The 17098-nt window shown below is 70.2% G+C and carries 12 protein-coding genes and 1 pseudogene; 7 read left to right on the forward strand and 6 right to left on the reverse strand.

Features of this window, described 5'->3' with window-relative positions:
* Positions 1-659, reverse strand: a pseudogene (locus tag FL311_RS09500) (serine/threonine protein kinase); the annotation flags it as partial.
* 67 nt (positions 660-726) lie between these two features.
* Positions 727-1476 (reverse strand): TIGR02266 family protein, encoded by a 750-nt coding sequence (locus FL311_RS09505; protein ID WP_046711233.1) that lies wholly within the window; start codon positions 1474-1476, stop codon positions 727-729.
* A 105-nt stretch (positions 1477-1581) separates the two neighbouring features.
* On the opposite strand from FL311_RS09505, the gene nuoE reads away from it, so the two are divergent.
* From nuoE to FL311_RS09540, 7 genes are all read left to right on the forward strand, one after another.
* Positions 1582-2070, forward strand: a complete 489-nt coding sequence (gene nuoE, locus FL311_RS09510; RefSeq protein ID WP_141324621.1) for an NAD(P)H-dependent oxidoreductase subunit E — start codon at positions 1582-1584, stop codon at positions 2068-2070.
* Between the two features lie 35 nt (positions 2071-2105).
* Positions 2106-3446: an NADH-quinone oxidoreductase subunit NuoF gene (gene nuoF / locus FL311_RS09515; protein WP_141324622.1), complete on the forward strand. Its 1341-nt coding sequence runs from the start codon at positions 2106-2108 to the stop codon at positions 3444-3446.
* Complete coding sequence (locus FL311_RS09520; RefSeq protein WP_141324623.1) at positions 3443-3952, forward strand: NADH-quinone oxidoreductase subunit J; 510 nt, start codon at positions 3443-3445, stop codon at positions 3950-3952. Before nuoF ends, FL311_RS09520 begins: the two co-directional genes overlap by 4 nt.
* Before the next feature lie 75 nt (positions 3953-4027).
* Positions 4028-4330, forward strand: coding sequence for an NADH-quinone oxidoreductase subunit NuoK (gene nuoK / locus FL311_RS09525; protein ID WP_046711231.1), 303 nt, complete (start codon positions 4028-4030; stop codon positions 4328-4330).
* 22 nt (positions 4331-4352) lie between these two features.
* A complete protein-coding gene (nuoL, locus tag FL311_RS09530) occupies positions 4353-6587 on the forward strand; it encodes an NADH-quinone oxidoreductase subunit L (RefSeq protein ID WP_141324624.1) in 2235 nt (744 codons plus the stop codon).
* Positions 6584-8314: a NuoM family protein gene (locus FL311_RS09535; RefSeq protein ID WP_141324625.1), complete on the forward strand. Its 1731-nt coding sequence runs from the start codon at positions 6584-6586 to the stop codon at positions 8312-8314. The genes nuoL and FL311_RS09535 overlap by 4 nt, the downstream gene beginning before the upstream one ends.
* Positions 8315-8338: 24 nt before the next feature.
* The gene (locus FL311_RS09540; protein WP_141324654.1) at positions 8339-9898 is read left to right on the forward strand and encodes an NADH-quinone oxidoreductase subunit N; all 1560 of its coding nucleotides are present in this window, start codon (positions 8339-8341) and stop codon (positions 9896-9898) included.
* A gap of 82 nt (positions 9899-9980) precedes the next feature.
* Here the strand turns inward: FL311_RS09540 and FL311_RS46085 are convergent, their stop codons facing one another.
* The 4 genes from FL311_RS46085 to selB form a co-directional block, all read right to left on the reverse strand.
* A complete protein-coding gene (locus tag FL311_RS46085; protein WP_141324626.1) occupies positions 9981-10805 on the reverse strand; it encodes a GNAT family N-acetyltransferase in 825 nt (274 codons plus the stop codon).
* Between the two features lie 420 nt (positions 10806-11225).
* Entirely contained in the window at positions 11226-12671 is a 1446-nt protein-coding gene (locus tag FL311_RS09550) for a sigma-54 dependent transcriptional regulator (protein WP_141324627.1), read from the reverse strand.
* Positions 12668-15184 carry an ATP-binding protein gene (locus FL311_RS09555; RefSeq protein WP_141324628.1) on the reverse strand — a complete coding sequence of 839 codons (2517 nt, stop codon included), beginning with the start codon at positions 15182-15184 and terminating at the stop codon, positions 12668-12670. Before FL311_RS09555 ends, FL311_RS09550 begins: the two co-directional genes overlap by 4 nt.
* Complete coding sequence (gene selB / locus FL311_RS09560; protein ID WP_141324629.1) at positions 15181-17097, reverse strand: selenocysteine-specific translation elongation factor; 1917 nt, start codon at positions 17095-17097, stop codon at positions 15181-15183. The genes FL311_RS09555 and selB overlap by 4 nt, the downstream gene beginning before the upstream one ends.
* Position 17098 lies beyond the last annotated feature (1 nt).

Consider the following 17098-nt stretch of genomic DNA (forward strand, 5'->3'; position numbering starts at 1 on the left):
GACGACGACGGGGGAGCGAGGGGCAGCGGCGCGGTGGGAGCCAGACCGATGGACGTCTCCCGGCGAGGCTCGGGCGTCGCGGGGGTGATGAGCGCCACGGGCACAGGCGGCGTGAAGGGCGCCGGGACGGGCACGGGTACCTGCGACGTGTTGGGCGGCGGCGTCAGGTCCAGCGCGGGCATGGCCGAGCGCGCGGCGCGCATTGGCGGCATGGGCGGCGGCGACGGGGGCGGCGCAATCTGCGTGGCCGCGGTGGGCACCACCTCCGCCTCGTCCAGGAGCAGCTCCGGCGGGGGCGGCGGCAGCACCAGCGACTCCTCGGTGCCCTGGGCCACGGGGGGCTCGTCCTCGGCCGAGGCAATCTGGTCGGCGAAGAACTCGCCCACCTCCACGGAGAACTTGTCCGACAGCTCCCCGCCCGCCACGCGCTCGCCCTGCTCGGTGAGCTTGAGCTGGGCCTCGCGGTCCATGGCGATGTAGTGGAACTTGCGCAGGAAGAAGAAGTAGTTGTCGAAATCGAGCGAGACGGACGGCTCCAGCGCGGCCTTCACATCGGCCAGCTTGTTGGAGCGTCCGAGTTGGCCGTTCTCCCTCAGGTTTCGGAGGATGAACAGCGCCTCGCCACTGACGGCGTCGCGGTTGATGGCGGCCTTCGGCATGGGTGGGCGACTCTACGACGTCCACCCGCCACCGCTCAACGTGGGACTGGCGGAACCCGGGGGGTTCTCAGCGGATGCGAAGCAGCTGCTTCACCGTCTCCAGGACCTCGACGAACTTCACCGGCTTGCGCAGGTAGATGTCCACGCCCAGCTGCAGCGCGCGGTCCTGGGCCTCCTTGCCGCCGGCGGAGATGGCGATGACGGGGATGGCCCGCAGGGCCTCCTCCTCGCGGATGCGCTCCACGAGCGCGAAGCCGTCCATCACCGGCATGTAGAGGTCCGTCATCACCAGGCTGAAGCGGCCCTCGCGCAGCATGCCCAGCGCGTGGTGCCCGTCCGGCGCGAAGTGGACCTCCAGGGGCACCTTCCCGTGCAGCTCACCGGACGCCAGCTTCTTGAGGACGTAGCTGTACATCTCGATGATGTGCGGGTTGTCCTCGACGATGAGCACACGGTACCCCTCGTGCTCGGCGTGGGGCGCGTGGCTGTTGGGTCCTGCCGCACTCAAGATGTCACCCAGTCTGCGCCTGTCCTCCGCGCGCTCGACGCGGACCCCGACTCCTCCGGGCTGATCGACGCCCGCGGGCCTCATCCAGGCCACGATGCCGGTGACTTCTACCGGATCCAGCAGGCCCGGGAAAGAAAGTGCGAGCCGCACCTCGTCCCCCAGGGTGAAGACCTGGTCGGTCTGCACGAAGAGCCCCGAATGGGACAGGTTCTCCGTGACGTCACGCGCCTGGCGTCCGTCGGCGTACTCCACCTTCAGCACGGCCGGGACCCGGGGGTGCTGACGCTTGTTCTCTGGGCCCGGGGTCATAACAAGGGGTTGAAATCGCTCGGCAATTTGCTGATGGCGGCCCAGTGTACCGTCGAGGGTTTATGTTGACAACGCGGCCTTTGGAGCAATACGTAGCCCCCCGCCATGGCGGAGCCCCTGTTCACTCCTGAAGAGCAGAAGAAGTTCGACGCGGGTATCGCGGAGATCATCTCCCACTACCCCTCTGATCGCAAAAGCGCGGGCATGCTCCCGGCGCTGCGCCTGCTCCAGGAGATCAAGGGCTGGCTGCCGCCCGAGGGCCTGCGCCTGGTCGCCAAGCACCTGGAGGTCACGCCGGAGCGCGCCTACGAGGTCGCCAGCTTCTACGTGATGTACCACCTGAAGAAGCCGGGCAAGTACGTCATCGACGTCTGCACGAACCTGTCCTGCTCGCTCTGGGGCGCGGAGAAGATGCTCGCCTACCTGGAGGAGAAGCTCGGCCTCAAGGCAGGTGAAGCCAACGAGAAGTTCACCTTGCGCGAGACCGAGTGCCTGGCCTCCTGCGGCACGGCGCCGTGCCTGCAGATCAACGAGGATCACCACGAGAGCCTCACCCGCGCGAAGCTGGACGCCATCCTGGCCAAGCTGAGCTGAAGCGCCACCCTTTCACCCAGGCAGGACGTCATCACATGGCCTCTACGGCAAAGGGCATCGACCCGATCATCTCCGCGGCCTGGGGCAAGCCCCAGTCCTGGACGTTGGACAGCTACAAGAAGCGCGGTGGCTACGAGGGTCTGAAGAAGGCGCTGGAGATGCAGCCGGCCGCCATCATCGACGAGGTGAAGAAGTCCAACCTCCGCGGTCGCGGCGGCGCCGGCTTCCCCACGGGCCTGAAGTGGAGCTTCGTCCCCAAGGACAGCCCCAAGCCCAAGTACCTCGCGGTCAACGGCGACGAGTCCGAGCCGGGCACCTTCAAGGACCGCTACATCCTCGAGGACGACCCGCACATGATGCTGGAGGGCATCGCCATCGCGTCGTACGCGCTGGGCGTGCACACCTGCTACGTGTACCTGCGCGGCGAGTTCAAGTTCCCCGCGGAGCGCTGCCAGGCCGCCATCGACGAGGCGTACAAGGCGGGCATCTTCGGCAAGAAGCTGATGGGCAAGGACTACGAGCTCAACTGCTACCTGGTCCGCGGCGCCGGCGCGTACATCTGCGGCGAGGAGACGGCCCTGCTGGAGAGCCTGGAGGGCAAGAAGGGCTGGCCGCGCCTGAAGCCCCCCTTCCCCGCCGTCGTCGGCCTGTTCGGCAGCCCCACGGTGGTGAACAACGTGGAGACGCTCGCCAGCGTGCCCCACGTCTTCACGGGCGGCTCGGACTGGTACGCGAAGCTGGGCACGGACAAGTCGGGCGGCACGCGCCTGGTCTGCCTGTCGGGCACGGTGAACCGCCCGGGCGTCTACGAGGTGTCGATGTTCACGACCCTCGCGGAGCTCATCTACGACGACAAGTACGGCCGGGGCATGCCGGCGGGTCGCAAGGTGAAGGCCGTGATTCCGGGCGGGTCCTCGGCGCCGGTGCTGGGCGCGGACGAGCTGGACGTGGCCATGGAGTTCGAGGCCCTCAAGGTCAAGCAGACCATGGCGGGCTCCGGCGGCGTCATCGTCATGGACGACGCCACCTGCATGGTGCGCAGCCTGTGGCGCGTGGCGCGCTTCTACGCGGAGGAGTCCTGCGGCCAGTGCACGCCGTGCCGCGAGGGCACGCCGTGGCAGACGCGCCTGCTGCGCAAGATTGAAGAGGGGCGCGGCGACCCGGGCGACGTGGAGATGCTCTCCAACGTGGCGTCCTCCATCGCCCCCTACCCGCCCATCGGCCTGGGCAACACCATCTGCGCGCTGGGTGACGCGGCGGCGCTGCCCACGCACTCGTTCCTGATGCGGTTCAAGGACGAGTTCGAGGCCCACATCCGCGAGAAGCGCTGCCCGTTCGGCGACAAGCCCTGGGGTTCGTTCGGAGACTGGTCTTGAACATCGAGCTCATCCTCTTCGGGGCGTTCGCGCTCCTGACGCTGCTGTCGGCCGGGATGGTCATCTTCGCGCGGAGTCCCATCAACTCCGCCATGGCCCTGGTCTCCACGTTCTTCTTCCTGGCCGGGCTGTACGTCCTGCTCTGGGCGCACACGGTGGCGGTGCTCCAGGTGCTCGTCTACGCGGGCGCCATCATGGTGCTCTTCCTGTTCGTCATCATGCTGCTGAACCTGAGCGAGTCGCCCTCGCGTGGAAAGCCCACGCTGGCGAGGCTCGTGGGCGGCGTGGCGACGGTGGGCCTGTTGGCGGTGCTGGCCATCGCGCTCAGCAAGCTGCCCTCGGGGCCGCCCCCGTCCATGGGTGTGGAGGCGCAGGCGACCTTCGGCACCATGGCGACGCTGGGCCAGGTCATCTTCACCCAGTGGCTGCTTCCCTTCGAGGCGGTGAGCCTGCTGCTGCTGGTGGCCATCGTGGGCGCGGTCGTCGTGGCCAAGTCGCGAATCTGATCGCAGCCGACTCCCTCAAACTTTCTGTGCTAGATGGCGGCGCAGGTCGTCCGCCCGCGAGGCCCCGAACCGGCCATGGTCCCCATCTCCTACTACCTCCTGCTTGCCGCCGCCCTGTTCTGCATGGGCATGTTCGGCGTGCTGGTGCGCCGCAACGCACTGGTCGTCTTCATGTGCGTGGAGCTGATGCTCAACGCGGCGAACCTGACGTTCCTGGCCTTCGCCCGCATGCACGGCGACAGCATCGGGCACGTCTCCGCCTTCTTCGTCATCGCGGTGGCCGCGGCGGAAGCGGCCATCGGACTGGCCATCGTCATCGCCGTCTTCCGGAGCCGAGGCAGCATCCTGGTGGAAGACATCCGGACCATGAAGCACTGACGGACACGCCAGGAGCCCACTCATGAGCACCTTCTCGGAATTCCTCCAGGTCGCGCCGGTCGCGCCAGAAGTGATGGCGCCCTCGCTCTGGCTCATCATCGCGCTGCCCCTGTTGGGCGCGTTCATCTGCGGCGTGTTCGGCAAGATGCTGGGCCGCGCCAACGTGCACCTGGTCGCGTGCTCCGCGGTCGCGGGCGCCTTCGTGCTGAGCGTGCTGGCCTTCTGGGCCACCAGCTCCATGGACCTGGAGAGCCGCCGGCTCCTGTCCTTCATCGTGAACCCGTTCGGCAACGAGCGGGACTACGTGCGCTACGCGATTGCGCACGACTACGGCACCTGGTTCTCGGTGGGCGACTTCCGGGTGAACTTCGGGCTGATGGTGGACCACCTGTCCGGCATCCTCCTGCTGGTCATCACCGGCGTGGGTTTCCTCATCCACCTGTACTCCACCAGCTACATGGAGCACGACGAGGCCTACTGGCGCTTCTTCGCGTACCTGAACCTCTTCGTCGCGGCGATGCTGACGCTGGTGCTGGCCGACAACCTGGTCCTGCTCTTCGTGGGCTGGGAGGGCGTGGGCATGGCCAGCTACCTGCTCATCGGCTTCTGGTACACGGACCCCGCCAAGGCGTGGGCCGGCCGCAAGGCGTTCGTCACCAACCGCATCGGTGACTTCGCGTTCCTCATCGCCACGTTCCTGATGGTGCTGATGGTCGGCGCCTTCAACCGCCAGGCCGACGAGCGCGACTACACGGCGGCGGGCAGCACCAGCCAGCGCTACGCCTCCGCGCTCGAGGACAAGGGCCCCGTCACCTTCCTGGGCCTGCAGAAGTTCGCCGAGGCGATGCCCGAGGGCGGCGCCGGCAAGGTGGACCTGTCCACGACCATCGCCTCAGGGCCCCTGGAGGGCTACACGTTCGGCGGCGTGATGACGGTGGCGCTGCTGCTGTTCCTCCTGGGCGCCGCGGGCAAGAGCGCGCAGCTGCCGCTCTACGTCTGGCTGCCGGACGCCATGGCCGGCCCGACGCCGGTCTCCGCGCTCATCCACGCCGCGACGATGGTGACCGCGGGCGTGTACCTGTTCAGCCGCATGTCCGCGCTGCTGGTGCTCAGCCCCACGGCGATGGCCACGGTGGCCATCATCGGCGCGCTGACGTCGCTGCTGGCGGCGCTCATCGCCTTCGCGCAGGACGACATCAAGAAGGTGCTCGCCTACTCCACGGTGTCCCAGCTGGGCATCATGTTCATGGGCGTGGGCATGGGCATCTTCTGGGCGGCCGTGCTGCACCTGGTGACGCACGCGTTCTTCAAGGCCTGTCTGTTCCTGGGCGCCGGCAGCGTGATGCACGGCAACGGGGACGAGACGGACATCAAGAAGCTGGGCGGCCTGCGCCACGAGATGAAGTGGACGTGGGGCACCTTCTTCGTCGCCACGCTGGCCATCACCGGCATCATCCCGCTGTCCGGCTTCTTCTCGAAGGACGCCATCTTCCACGGCGTGCACCACAACCACCTGGCGGGCCTGCACTGGGTGTCCAGCGCGGTCTACTACCTGGGCCTGCTCATCGCCGCGTGCACCGCGTTCTACATGACGCGCGTGTACCTGCTGACCTTCGAGGGGCCCCGCTCCAAGGAGGCCAAGGTGGCGCACGCGCACGAGAGCGCGTGGCAGATGACGCTGCCGCTGGTGGTGCTGGCGGTGCTCAGCGTGGTGGCCTCCGTGTACGCGTGGCCGCTGCTCAAGGCGCCCGGTGACGGCCGCCCGCAGCCGGTGTTCGAGAACTTCCTGAGCCCGGTGTTCGCCGCGATGAACCGCGTGGTCGCCACGGGCAAGACGGTGGATCTGGACACGAGCGTCCCCACGCTGGGTGACTACGGCTTCGCGTGGCTGGTGGCGGTGTCCGGCGGCGCGCTGGCGGCGTTCCTGTACCTGCGCTTCTTCCCGTCCCGCGCGGGTCAGCCCGCGCCAGCCTACGCCCGGGCGGTGCGCCGCGCGGCGCAGAACAAGTTCTACGTGGATGAGCTGTACGAGCTGGTCATCATCCGGCCCATCAAGTTCATGAGCTTCATCCTCTTCCGCGTGGTGGACGCGCTCCTCATCGACACCGTGGCGGTGCGCGGCACGGCGTGGGTGACGGCGCGCGTGGGCAGCGCGTTGCGCTACGTCCAGTCGGGCGACGCCCAGGCCTATGCCGCAGTGATGGCCCTCGCCCTGCTCGGCGGCGTGGCCTACGCCCTCATCCAGGTGCTGCAATGAGCTTCTTCGACACCCACCTGCTCAACCTCGTCGTCTTCCTGCCGCTCGTCTTCGCGGCGCTGGTGCTGATGCTGCCCGCCGGCGAGGCGGGGCAGATTCGCACCGTCACGTTCATCGGCATGGTGGTGGACCTGGTCTTCGGCGTGTGGGCGTACTCACGCTTCGAGGTCGGCGGTCCCGAGTTCCAGCTCGAGTACCGGGTGCCCTGGTTCCAGGAGTTCGGGCTGAGCTACCACCTGGGCGTGGATGGCCTGGCGGTGAGCCTCATCCTCCTGACGGTGTTCCTGGGCCCCTTGGTGGTGCTGGCCTCCACCACGTACATCAGCCACCGCATCAAGGAGTTCCACCTGGCGCTGCTGGTGCTCCAGACGACGATGCTGGGCGCGCTGGTGTCGCTGGACGTGCTGCTCTTCTACATCTTCTTCGAGGCCATGCTCATCCCCATGTACCTGCTGGTGGGTGTGTGGGGCGCCGAGGACCGCCAGATGGCGGCGGTGAAGTTCTTCCTCTACACGCTGGTGGGCTCGCTGCTGATGCTGGTGGCGCTCATCGCGGTGTACTTCATCAGCTCGCCCGCGGGCGCGCGCTCGTTCGACTACGCGAGCATCTACAACGGCCTGTTGGACGCGAACCGGCAGCTGTCCGCGTGCGCGGCGGGACCGGAGGGCGCTTGTGACTCGCTGACGGGCATGGCCGCGACGCTGCACACCTACGGCCCCTGGCTGTTCGCGGCGTTCGCGCTGGCGTTCGCCATCAAGGTGCCGATGTGGCCGGTGCACACCTGGTTGCCGGACGCGCACGTGCAGGCGCCGGTGGCCGGCTCCATGATCCTGGCCGGCGTGATGCTGAAGATGGGCACCTTCGGCTTCTGGCGCTACGCGATTCCGCTGTTCCCGGTGGCCGCGCAGCAGGCCCGGCCGTTCCTGGCGACGCTGGCCGTCATCGGCATCGTCTACGGCGCGCTGATGTGCCTGGCGCAGCGGGACATCAAGAAGCTCATCGCGTACTCGTCCGTCAGCCACCTGGGCTACTGCATGCTGGGCATCTTCGCGCTGACGGCGGAGGGCGCCACGGGCAGCGCGTACCAGATGCTCAACCACGGCGTGTCCACGGGCGCGCTGTTCCTCCTGTTCGGCTTCCTCTACGAGCGGCGCCACAGCCGCCTGATGGCGGACTTCGGCGGCATCGCCAAGGTGATGCCGGTGTTCACCACCGCCTTCATCATCATCACCTTCTCCTCGGTGGCGGTGCCCGGCACCAACGGCTTCATCGGTGAGTTCCTGGTGCTCCTGGGCACGTTCAAGAGCGACCTGGGCGCGGCGGCCGGCAACCCGCACCTGACGGCGGTGTTCGGCGCGTTCGCGACCACGGGCGTCATCCTGGGCGCGGCCTACATGCTGTGGATGGTGCAGAAGGTGTTCTTCGGCGGCCTGACGCACCGGGAGAACCAGCACCTGCGCGACATGAACGTGCGCGAGAGCCTGACGGTGCTGCCCTTCATCATCCTCGTCGGGGTGATGGGCCTGATGCCCCAGCCCTTCCTGGACCGCATCGAGCCGTCCACGGAGCGCTTCCTGTCCCGCGCCCGCGTGGGCACGCCCGGAGCGGGTGTGCAGGCCGACCAGGTGCGCGTGGAGGTGATGTCCCTGCCGGCCAACCCCACCGTGGCAGCCCCGAGCGCCCCTGCCCCGCTCGCCGCCCGGGCCGTCCCCTCGTCCCGGCCGTAAGCCGACTGAGCCCTCGCCATGACCTTGCCCCTGCCCAATCTGACCCTGGCAGACTTCCTCCCGCTGATTCCCGCCATCATCCTGGTGGTGGGAGCCTGCATCCTGCTGCTGTCGGAGGTGTTCCTCAGCAGCACCGCGTCGCGGTCCTACCAGGCCGTGCTCTCCGTGGTGGCGGCGGTGGCGGCTGGCGCCGTGGCCGTGTCCAACATGTTCGAGCCGGCGCACGAGGCGTTCCTCGGCTTCGGCGTGCTGGACCCCTTCTCCAGCTTCCTCACCTTCGTGGTGTGCGTGGGCCTGGGGCTGGCGTCGCTCAGCTCGGTGAGCTTCCTGCGCAAGCGCGGCGCGGAGCGCGGTGAGTTCTACGCGCTGATGCTGTTCGCCGCGGCGGGCATGAGCCTGCTGGCCCTGTCCAACGAGCTCATCACCCTGTTCGTGAACCTGGAGGTCCTCTCCATCGCCACGTACGCGCTGACGTCGTACCTGCGGCGCGGGACGCGGCCCTCGGAGGCGGGCTTCAAGTACTTCATCCTGGGCGCGTTCTCGTCCGCGGTGCTGCTGTACGGCGCGGCGCTGCTGTACGGCGCCACCGGCACCACCACGCTGACGGCCATGGCCGGGCCGCTGTCGACGGCGCTCGCCCAGCAGCCGGCGCTGGTCTACGCGGGCCTCATCCTCCTGGGCTCCGGCTTCGCCTTCAAGGTGGCCGCGGTGCCGTTCCACATGTGGACGCCGGACGTCTACGAGGGCGCCCCCACCCCCGTCACCGCGCTGATGAGCGCGGGCGTGAAGGCGGCCGCGTTCGCGGCGCTGGTGCGCGTGTTCCTGACGGTGGGCAAGGGCATCGACCCGCAGATGCCGCTGGTGCTGTTCTCCACCCTGGCCTTCCTCACCATGGTGGTGGGCAACCTGCTGGCGATTCCGCAGCGCAACGTGAAGCGCATGCTGGCGTACTCGTCCATCGCGCACGCCGGCTATCTCCTGGTGGGCGTGGCGGCGCTGTTCGTCACGGCGCCGGGCGAGCAGTTCCGCCTCCTGGGTCCGTCGGAGCTGACGGGTGGCTCGCCGCTGGAGCTGGCGCGCTCGCAGGCGCTGCGCGGCATCCTCTTCTACCTGCTGGCCTACACCTTCAGCGCGGTGGGCGCCTTCACCCTGGTCTCCGTGCTCGAGCGTCGCGAGGACGAGGAGAAGGGCACTGCCTGGGATTTGGAGCGCTTCAGTGGCCTGGCGCAGCGGCGCCCGGGCTGGGCCGTGGCCATGGCCGCGTTCATGCTGTCGCTGGGCGGGATTCCTCCCACCATCGGCTTCATGAGCAAGCTGCTCGTGTTCCAGAGCGCGGTGGACGCGGGCCTCATCGGCCTGGCCATCATCGGCGTGCTCTCCAGCGCGGCGGGCGTCTATTACTACCTGCGCGTGGTGGTCTACATGTTCATGCGTCCGGTGCCCGAGGGCGCCCAGACGCTGGAGCGCAGCTGGTCCACCGAGCTGGCCCTGGTGCTCTCCACCGCGGCCGTGGTGGTGCTGGGCATCCTCCCCGGCCCCGTCACCGCGTGGCTGGTGCAGGCCAGCAGCCTCTTCGGTCAGTAGCCTTCGCGGGCCACAAGCCCGTCGACTCCGCCCGCCCCGGCCTCGTGCCCGGGCGGGCGTCGTCTTTCAGGGGCACGTGAGGTCAGCCCGGGAGCTCGCCGCGCAGTTCGTACGTCTCCAGGCGCGTGCGGGCGCCCGCCTTCCGCAGGGCCGCCACCAGGGGCTCGTTGTCCGTCATCACCACGCCCAGGGACTGGCGCGCGGGCCCCACGCGGGTGAAGGCGTCGTCCAGGAGCGCGCGGGCATGGGCGAGCGACGCCGCGAAGAAGGGATAGAGCACCGCGCCGCCGGAGCGCAGGTCCATCAGCCCCAGCAGCTCCGGCCCCCGCGTCAGCTTCCAGAGCTGGTGCGAGGCGAGTGAAGAGAAGCGCGCGAGCTTGCCCGGAATCATCCCGAAGGCCTCCGTCAGCGGCGCCCAATCCGCCGACTCCACCGGCGACACCTTCAGGTCCCGGGGCGCCTCCGGCAGCGTGGCCACGTGGGCCCGCGTCACCTCCAGGTCCGTGGCCTGCCGCGCGCGCCGCATCCCCAGCGAGCCGTACAGCTCCAGGGCCGGGGTGTTGTCGCGCACCACCGTGAGGGACCAGCGCTGGCAGCCCTGCGCGCGGAAGCGCTCGGCCGTCCTCAGCATCATCCACCGCCCCAGCCCCTGACGGCGCGCGGCGGGCGCCACCACGAGCTGGCCCACGTACCCCATGACGCCCAGCGCCTCGGTGGACGTGTACCCCACCACCCCACCCTGTCCCTCAACGAGGAAGGTGCGTGCCGCCAGCTCCTTCTCCCACATGGACACGGGTGGCGGAGGGTCCTCCAGCCCCAGCTCCGCGAACAGCCTGACGTACGTCGGGTAATCGTCGGCGCGCCCGGGTCTCAACACCCACGGACACGGCCCCACATCCACCGTCATCGGCCTGCCTCCGGTTAGAAGGAGCGATACCGACGCGAGCCTGACTCAACGTCCGACGGCACAAAAGAAGGCGGCCCGACACTCCAGGGGAGGGTCGGGCCGCGGGTCTTCTGAAGGTGACTCACCGGAAGTGCTGAAGGGGTGGGGGGGAACCGCCTTCAGCCTCGCTTCGATGTGTCCCGCGTGAACCTATAGCAGTCGCCGTGCCAGAGCCTGCCTCGGGACAAACTCCAGTTTTCTCAGGCACTTAGAGGTCTGCCCAACATTGGCCCACCCCGGCGATTGCATTTCAGCCCTGCAATCGGCTTTCAGAACTGAAAATCTCCAATGAGTCCGGGCAGTTGGGCTTTTCACCGATGAACCCCGTTCATTTCGGATCTGAATCCACGGGTGCGCAAAAGTTACACGTCCAACTCCACCCTACTCCCGACCCACCTCGTTGGGCGGCCGGAGGTTGAGGCGCTTCATCTTGCGCCACAGGGTGGTGGAGGAGACGCCCAGCTCGTCGGCGACGCGGGCCAGGTCCACGCCGTGGCGCTCCAGGGACTGGGCGATGGCGCGGCGCTCGGCGTCCTCGACCACCTGGGCCAGGGTGGGCCCCGCGCTGGTGCCAGGGGGCGGGCCGGCCGGGCCGTCCAGCGCCCCCAGGGAGCTGGCGCCGGCGACGGGTGTCAGGCGGGCCTGGCGCAGCGGGAAGTCCTCGGGCAGCAGCTCGTCGCTCTCGGAGAGCGCGGCGGCCTGTTCGACGAGGTTCTCCAGCTCGCGCACGTTGCCGGGGAAGTCGTAGCTCATCAGGTGCGTCACCGCGGCGGCGGACAGGCGCCGGGGGTTGGGGCTGCGGGCGTTGGCGCGTCCCAGGAAGTGCTCGGCGAGCGCGGGCACGTCATCCAGGCGCTCGCGCAGGGGGGGCACGCGCAGCGTCACCACGTTCAGGCGGTAATAGAGGTCCTGGCGGAAGCGCTTCTCGCGCACCTCCTGCTCGATGTCGCGGTTGGTGGCCGCCACGGTGCGCACGTCCACGCGCAGCGCGGTGGACTCGCCCACGCGGCGCACCTCGCCCTCCTGCAGCGCGCGCAGGAGCTTCGACTGGAAGGTGGGGCTGGTCTCCGTCACCTCGTCGATGAAGAGCGTGCCGCCGTCGGCCTCCTCGAACAGGCCCCGGCGGGCCTTCACCGCGCCGGTGAAGGCGCCCTTCGCGTGGCCGAACAGCTCGCTCTCCAGCAGCGTCTCGCTGATGGCCGCGCAGTTGACGGGCACGAAGGAGCGCCCCTTGCGGCGGCTGTGCGCGTGGAGCGCGCGCGCCACCAGCTCCTTGCCCGTGCCGCTCTCGCCCTGGATGAGCACCGTGGCGTCGCTCTGCGCCACGCGCATCAGCCGCGAGGTGAGGTCCCTCATGGCGGCGCTGCGGCCCACCAGCGCGGACAGGCCGTGGCGCTCGTTGAAGTCCGTGGCGAGGTTGTCCACGTCGCGCAAGAGGCGCGCGCGCTCCAGGGCGCGCTCCACGCGGTAGCGCAGCTCGCTCTCCTTGAACGGCTTGGTGACGTAGTCGTACGCGCCCAGCCGCATGGCCTCCACCGCGCTCTCGATGGAGCCGAAGGCCGTCATCATGATGACCTGCAGCCGAGGGGCCACCTCCAGCGCGCGCCTTAGCAGCGTGAGCCCGTCCATGGGCTCCATCTTCAGGTCCGTCAGGAGCAGGTCCATGCTGCCACCGGCCAGGTGCGCCAGGGCCTCCTCGCCGGTGCCCGCCTCGAAGACGGTGTAGTGCTCGGCGCGCAGGAGCAGCGCGGTGGTCGCGCGCATGTTGCGCTGGTCGTCCACGACGAGGATGCGTCCGCGGGACGGCGGGAGGTTCGCGTCGGTCATGGGAAGGACGGGGGCTGCGAGAGGGGAAGCCGGAAGGTGAAGGTCGTACCGCGACCGGGGGTGCTGTCCACGGCGATTTCGCCGCGGTGCTCCTCGAGGATTCGTTTCACGACAGCCAGCCCCAGGCCGGTGCCCTGGGCCTTGGTGGTGAAGAAGGGCTCGAAGACGCGGTGGAGCAGCTCGGCGGGAATCCCCGGCCCCTGGTCCGCCACGTCGATGCGCAGCTGCTCGCGGCCCGCGTGGGCCTCGCGGCGCGCGCGAACCAGCACCAGCCCCCCCTGGGGCATGGACTGGATGGCGTTGACGGCCACGTTGACCAGCGCCTGGCGGATGAGCCGGCGGTCCATGGGCACGGGCGGCAGGCCCTGCTCCACCTCCGCGTCGATTCGCACCGGCCGGTCCGGCGCCCCACCCTGCGCGCGCGCCGCCTCCAGCGAGTCCTGGAGCACGCGGCTCAGGTCCTCGTGCTGGAGCACGGGGTCGCGGGGCCGCGTGTAGTCGAGCAAGTCACCCACCATGCGGTTGAGGCGGTCGCTCTCCTCGCCCAGGATGTCCAGCAGCATGGCCGCGTCGCCGGAGGGCTCCAGGAGCCGGCGCAGCGAGGCCACCGCGTTGAAGATGACGCCCAGGGGGTTTCGCACCTCGTGGGCGACGATGGCGGACAGCTCGCCCAGCGCCGCCAGCCGCTCGCGCTTCACCATCTCCGCGCGCGTGGCGGCCAGCTCCGCGTAGCTGGCCCACAGCGACTCGTACAGGCGCGCGTTGGCGATGGAGAGCGACAGCTGGCCACACGTGGCCTCCGCCAGCTCCACCAGCTCCGGGCTGAACGTCCGCGCGCGCCGCGTGTCGTCCACCAGCACCACGCCGATGAGCTCCTCGCGCGAGGTGAGCGGCAGCGCCAGCAGCGCCTTCTCCCCGAAGCGCTGGACGAGCTGCGGATTGAAGCCGCCGCCGGAGGCCTCCACGTCCTCGATGACCACCGGCTTGCGCTCGCGCGCGGCGCGCGCCGCCACGCTGTCACTGGAGAGCGACAACACCACCGTGCGGAAGAAGTCGCGGTGCGCCGCGGAGGCCGCCGCGCCCCGGAGCACCTTCGCGCTCTCGTCGTACAGCATGATGTAGCAGTTGGAGACATCCAGCAGGTGGACGAGGAAGTCCGACGCCACGTCGAGGATGCTCGAGGTCTCCAGCACGCCCGACGTCGTCCGGGCCAGGTCCAGGAGCAGCCGCGTCTCGGTGAGCTGGCGCGCGGACTCCGAGCGCAGCCGGCGCTGCTCGAGCAACGTCATCAGCAGCTCCGACAGCGTCCCCAACAGCCGCACGTCCCGCGCGTCGAAGGGCCGGTCCGGCGCGCGCAGCACCTGGAGCACGCCGCACACCTCGCCGCCCCGCGCCAGCCGCACCGCCGCGCCGCTGCCCAGCGTGCCCCGCGAGGCCTCGCGCAGCGCCTGGGCCTGCGCCTCACTGGTGAGGTCGCCATCCAGCGCGTCCGGCACCGAGCCGCCCATCACCCCACCCAGCCGCGCGACATCGCCGCCCGGGCCCACCACCTCCGTCAGGCCGACGTGGGCCGACAGCACCAGCGGCCCCTCCGCGCCCCGCGTCAGGTGCAGCGCCGCGGCCTCCGCCAGCAGCAGCTCCGACACGCGCGAGAGGAAGTCCTCGGGCGTGGGCGGAATCGGCCGCGCCACGAAGCGCGCCATCTCCGCGACGGCCCCCACCTCCCACCGGCTGCGCGTGCTGTCCGACTGCACGCGCGCGTCCGTCAGCGCCGCGCCCACCACCTTGGCGAAGAGCGTCAGCACCGAGCCATGCCGGGGCGCCACCCACGGGCCCTCCACGCGAAGGACCTCCACCTGGGGGCCGCCGACCGGCAGGTACACGTGCGTGGGCGAGGCCCGCTCCGCGCCGCCGAACACGGGGCGCCCGTCCGACAGCGCCTCCAGCCCCAGGGCCACGTCCGGCGGAGGAGCACCCCCATCCAGCGGGTTCAGCCGCAGGCCATCCCAGCGCAACAGCCGCACCCGGAAGCCCGCGGCCTCCAGGCCCTTCAGGGCCACGCGGCGCACCGCGTCCTCGGAGTGCGCGGACACCAGGCTCGCCGAGGTCTCCACCAGCCGCTCCGCCATGGACAGCTCGGGGGGCTTGTCCGTCAGCGGCAGCAGGTTGAGCAGCAGCGCGCTCCGCCCGTCCGCCAGCGGGATTCGGGACGCGTAGAGGGCGACCTCGCGCGTGGCGCCGTCCGCCGAGGGCACCTGATAGACCTGCGTCCTCGCCTCCATCGCCCCGCCGGACTCCACCAGGCGATAGCGCTCGATGAGCCGGCTGCGCTCCTCGGGCTGGACGAAGTCCATCACGGAGCGCCCCTCCACCCGCTCCCGGGGAAGCCCCACGAGCGCGAGGTAGGCGTCATTGGCCGCGGACACACGCCCGTCCACCACCGCGAGCACGGGGTTGCCGAAGGGCTCGATGAGGGCGCGCAGCGACGCCTCGCTGTAGTGGCTGGTGCTCATCCGCGACGCAGAACCCGCTTCTCGCCCACCCGGAGCGTCACCTTCTCCCGGTCGAAGTACTCGGACAGAGGGATGACGAACTTGCGGCTCTGTCCCACCAATTCCTTGAAGGACTGGGTGGTAATGTCCTTCTTCTCGCGCAGGTGGGCAACCAGCCGTTCCTTCAAGGCCCCCAGACTGCCCGCGTCGAAGCACAGCTCCTCGCTGACGCGCACCACCTTGCCTTCGGCCACCAGGAGCTTCAGCAGCTCGCGCAGGCGGGGCGCCGGGAGCTGGAGCTTCTGGGACAGCTCGCCCTCGGTGGGCGGCGCCAGACCCGCGGCGGACAGCTCCGCGGCGAGCCGCGCCCGCGCCGCCTCGTCCCCCAACGACAGCGCGCGTCCACGCCCCTTCAGGCGTACCAGGTCCCGCTCGACCTCCAGCCTCCCGGCGTCCCCCAGCCCCTGCAACACCCGCTGGAAGACCCTCGCATCCAGCGCACCGGACAGCCGCTGGCGGAGCTCCTCGCGGGACAGCCCCTCACGCAGGGGCTCACGCTCATGGAAGGCCGCCAGCACCGCGAGCGCCCGGCCTTGCAACCCCTCGAGCACCTCGCCGGACAGGTACAGCCGGCTCTCCCGGTCCAACAGCACCACCGAGCCCCGGGCGCCCAAAAGCTCCAGCGCGCGCGTGAGCACCTTGGGCCCCAAGGCCGAGCGGCCGAACAGCGCCTGCTGCGTGAGCCCCGCGTAGCCCGCCTGCCGGAGGAGCCACGCCACCTGCCCCGCGGGGTCCGCCTCGCGCAGCGGCGCCACGATGGACGCGCCGCCCTTGCGGCGCCTGGGAGGAGAAATCGACAGCACGCGCCCGCCGGCCACCGTCGCGCCCCGCCCCGGCAGCGCGCGCGAGCCCCGGAGGATGAAGCGCTGCCCCACGAGCGCGGCCACCGGCGCGTCCAGGCGCAGCTGCGCGAGCGTCGTCTCACCGGGCTCCAGCCGCTCCACGTCCAGCAGCGCCACCGTGGCCTCCACCTGCGCGGTGCCCAGGTGCAAGAGCAGCTTGCGGCGGCGCGGCAGCGGAGAAGGCGCGGAGGGCAGCAGCGTCAGCTCCACGTCGAGCATGCGCGTCTCGGGCAGCTCTCCGGCGCGCGTGAGCACCTGCCCCCGGTGGAGCGCCTCCGGCTCCACGCCCGGCAGGTTCACCGCGGCGCGCTGGCCCGCCTCCACTCGCGCCACCGCCCGGCCATGCTGCTGCACCCCGCGCACGCGCAGCGGCCCGGGCGTGCCCGGCAGCAGCGACACCGCGTCGTCCACCGCCACCGTGCCCGACAGCAGCGTGCCCGTCACCACCGTGCCGAAGCCCTTGAGCGTGAAGACGCGGTCCACCGGGAGGAAGGTGGGCCCCTCCGAGGGACGCTTTCCCAGCGAGCCCGCGGCCCGGGTGAGCGCCGCGCGCAACGCCGCGAGCCCCTCGCCGGTGCGCGTGGAGCATGGCACCACGGGCGCGCCTTCCAGGAACGAGCCCGCGGTGAGCGCGGCGAGGTCCGCCTCCACCAGCGCGCGCCACTCGGGCCCGGGCTCGTCCAGGAGGTCCGACTTGGTGAGCGCGACGACGCCGCCGCGGACCCCCAGCAGCCGGCAGATGTCCAGGTGCTCGCGCGTCTGGGGCATCACGCCCTCGTCCGACGCGACCACCAGCACCGCGAGGTCCACGCCGCCGGCGCCCGCGGCCATCGCCTTCACGAAGCGCTCGTGGCCGGGCACGTCGACGACGCCCGCGACGGAGCCGTCATCCAGCGTCAGGTGCGCGAAGCCCAGCTCCAGGGTGATGCCGCGGCGCTTCTCCTCCTGGAGCCGGTCCGTGTCGATGCCGGTGAGGGCCTTCACCAACGACGTCTTGCCGTGGTCGATGTGGCCCGCCGTGCCGACAATCATC

The organism is Myxococcus sp. AB025B, assembly GCF_006518215.1.
GTDB classification, from domain to species: domain Bacteria; phylum Myxococcota; class Myxococcia; order Myxococcales; family Myxococcaceae; genus Myxococcus; species Myxococcus fulvus.

Excerpts from the sequence above, each read along its gene's own strand:
- FL311_RS09505 (WP_046711233.1), bottom strand. The coding sequence starts at position 1,476 with ATGACCCCGGGCCCAGAGAACAAGCGTCAGCACCCCCGGGTCCCGGCC.
- nuoE (WP_141324621.1), top strand. The coding sequence starts at position 1,582 with ATGGCGGAGCCCCTGTTCACTCCTGAAGAGCAGAAGAAGTTCGACGCG.
- nuoF (WP_141324622.1), top strand. The coding sequence starts at position 2,106 with ATGGCCTCTACGGCAAAGGGCATCGACCCGATCATCTCCGCGGCCTGG.
- nuoK (WP_046711231.1), top strand. The coding sequence starts at position 4,028 with ATGGTCCCCATCTCCTACTACCTCCTGCTTGCCGCCGCCCTGTTCTGC.
- nuoL (WP_141324624.1), top strand. The coding sequence starts at position 4,353 with ATGAGCACCTTCTCGGAATTCCTCCAGGTCGCGCCGGTCGCGCCAGAA.
- FL311_RS09535 (WP_141324625.1), top strand. The coding sequence starts at position 6,584 with ATGAGCTTCTTCGACACCCACCTGCTCAACCTCGTCGTCTTCCTGCCG.
- FL311_RS46085 (WP_141324626.1), bottom strand. The coding sequence starts at position 10,805 with ATGACGGTGGATGTGGGGCCGTGTCCGTGGGTGTTGAGACCCGGGCGC.
- FL311_RS09550 (WP_141324627.1), bottom strand. The coding sequence starts at position 12,671 with ATGACCGACGCGAACCTCCCGCCGTCCCGCGGACGCATCCTCGTCGTG.
- FL311_RS09555 (WP_141324628.1), bottom strand. The coding sequence starts at position 15,184 with ATGAGCACCAGCCACTACAGCGAGGCGTCGCTGCGCGCCCTCATCGAG.
- selB (WP_141324629.1), bottom strand. The coding sequence starts at position 17,097 with ATGATTGTCGGCACGGCGGGCCACATCGACCACGGCAAGACGTCGTTG.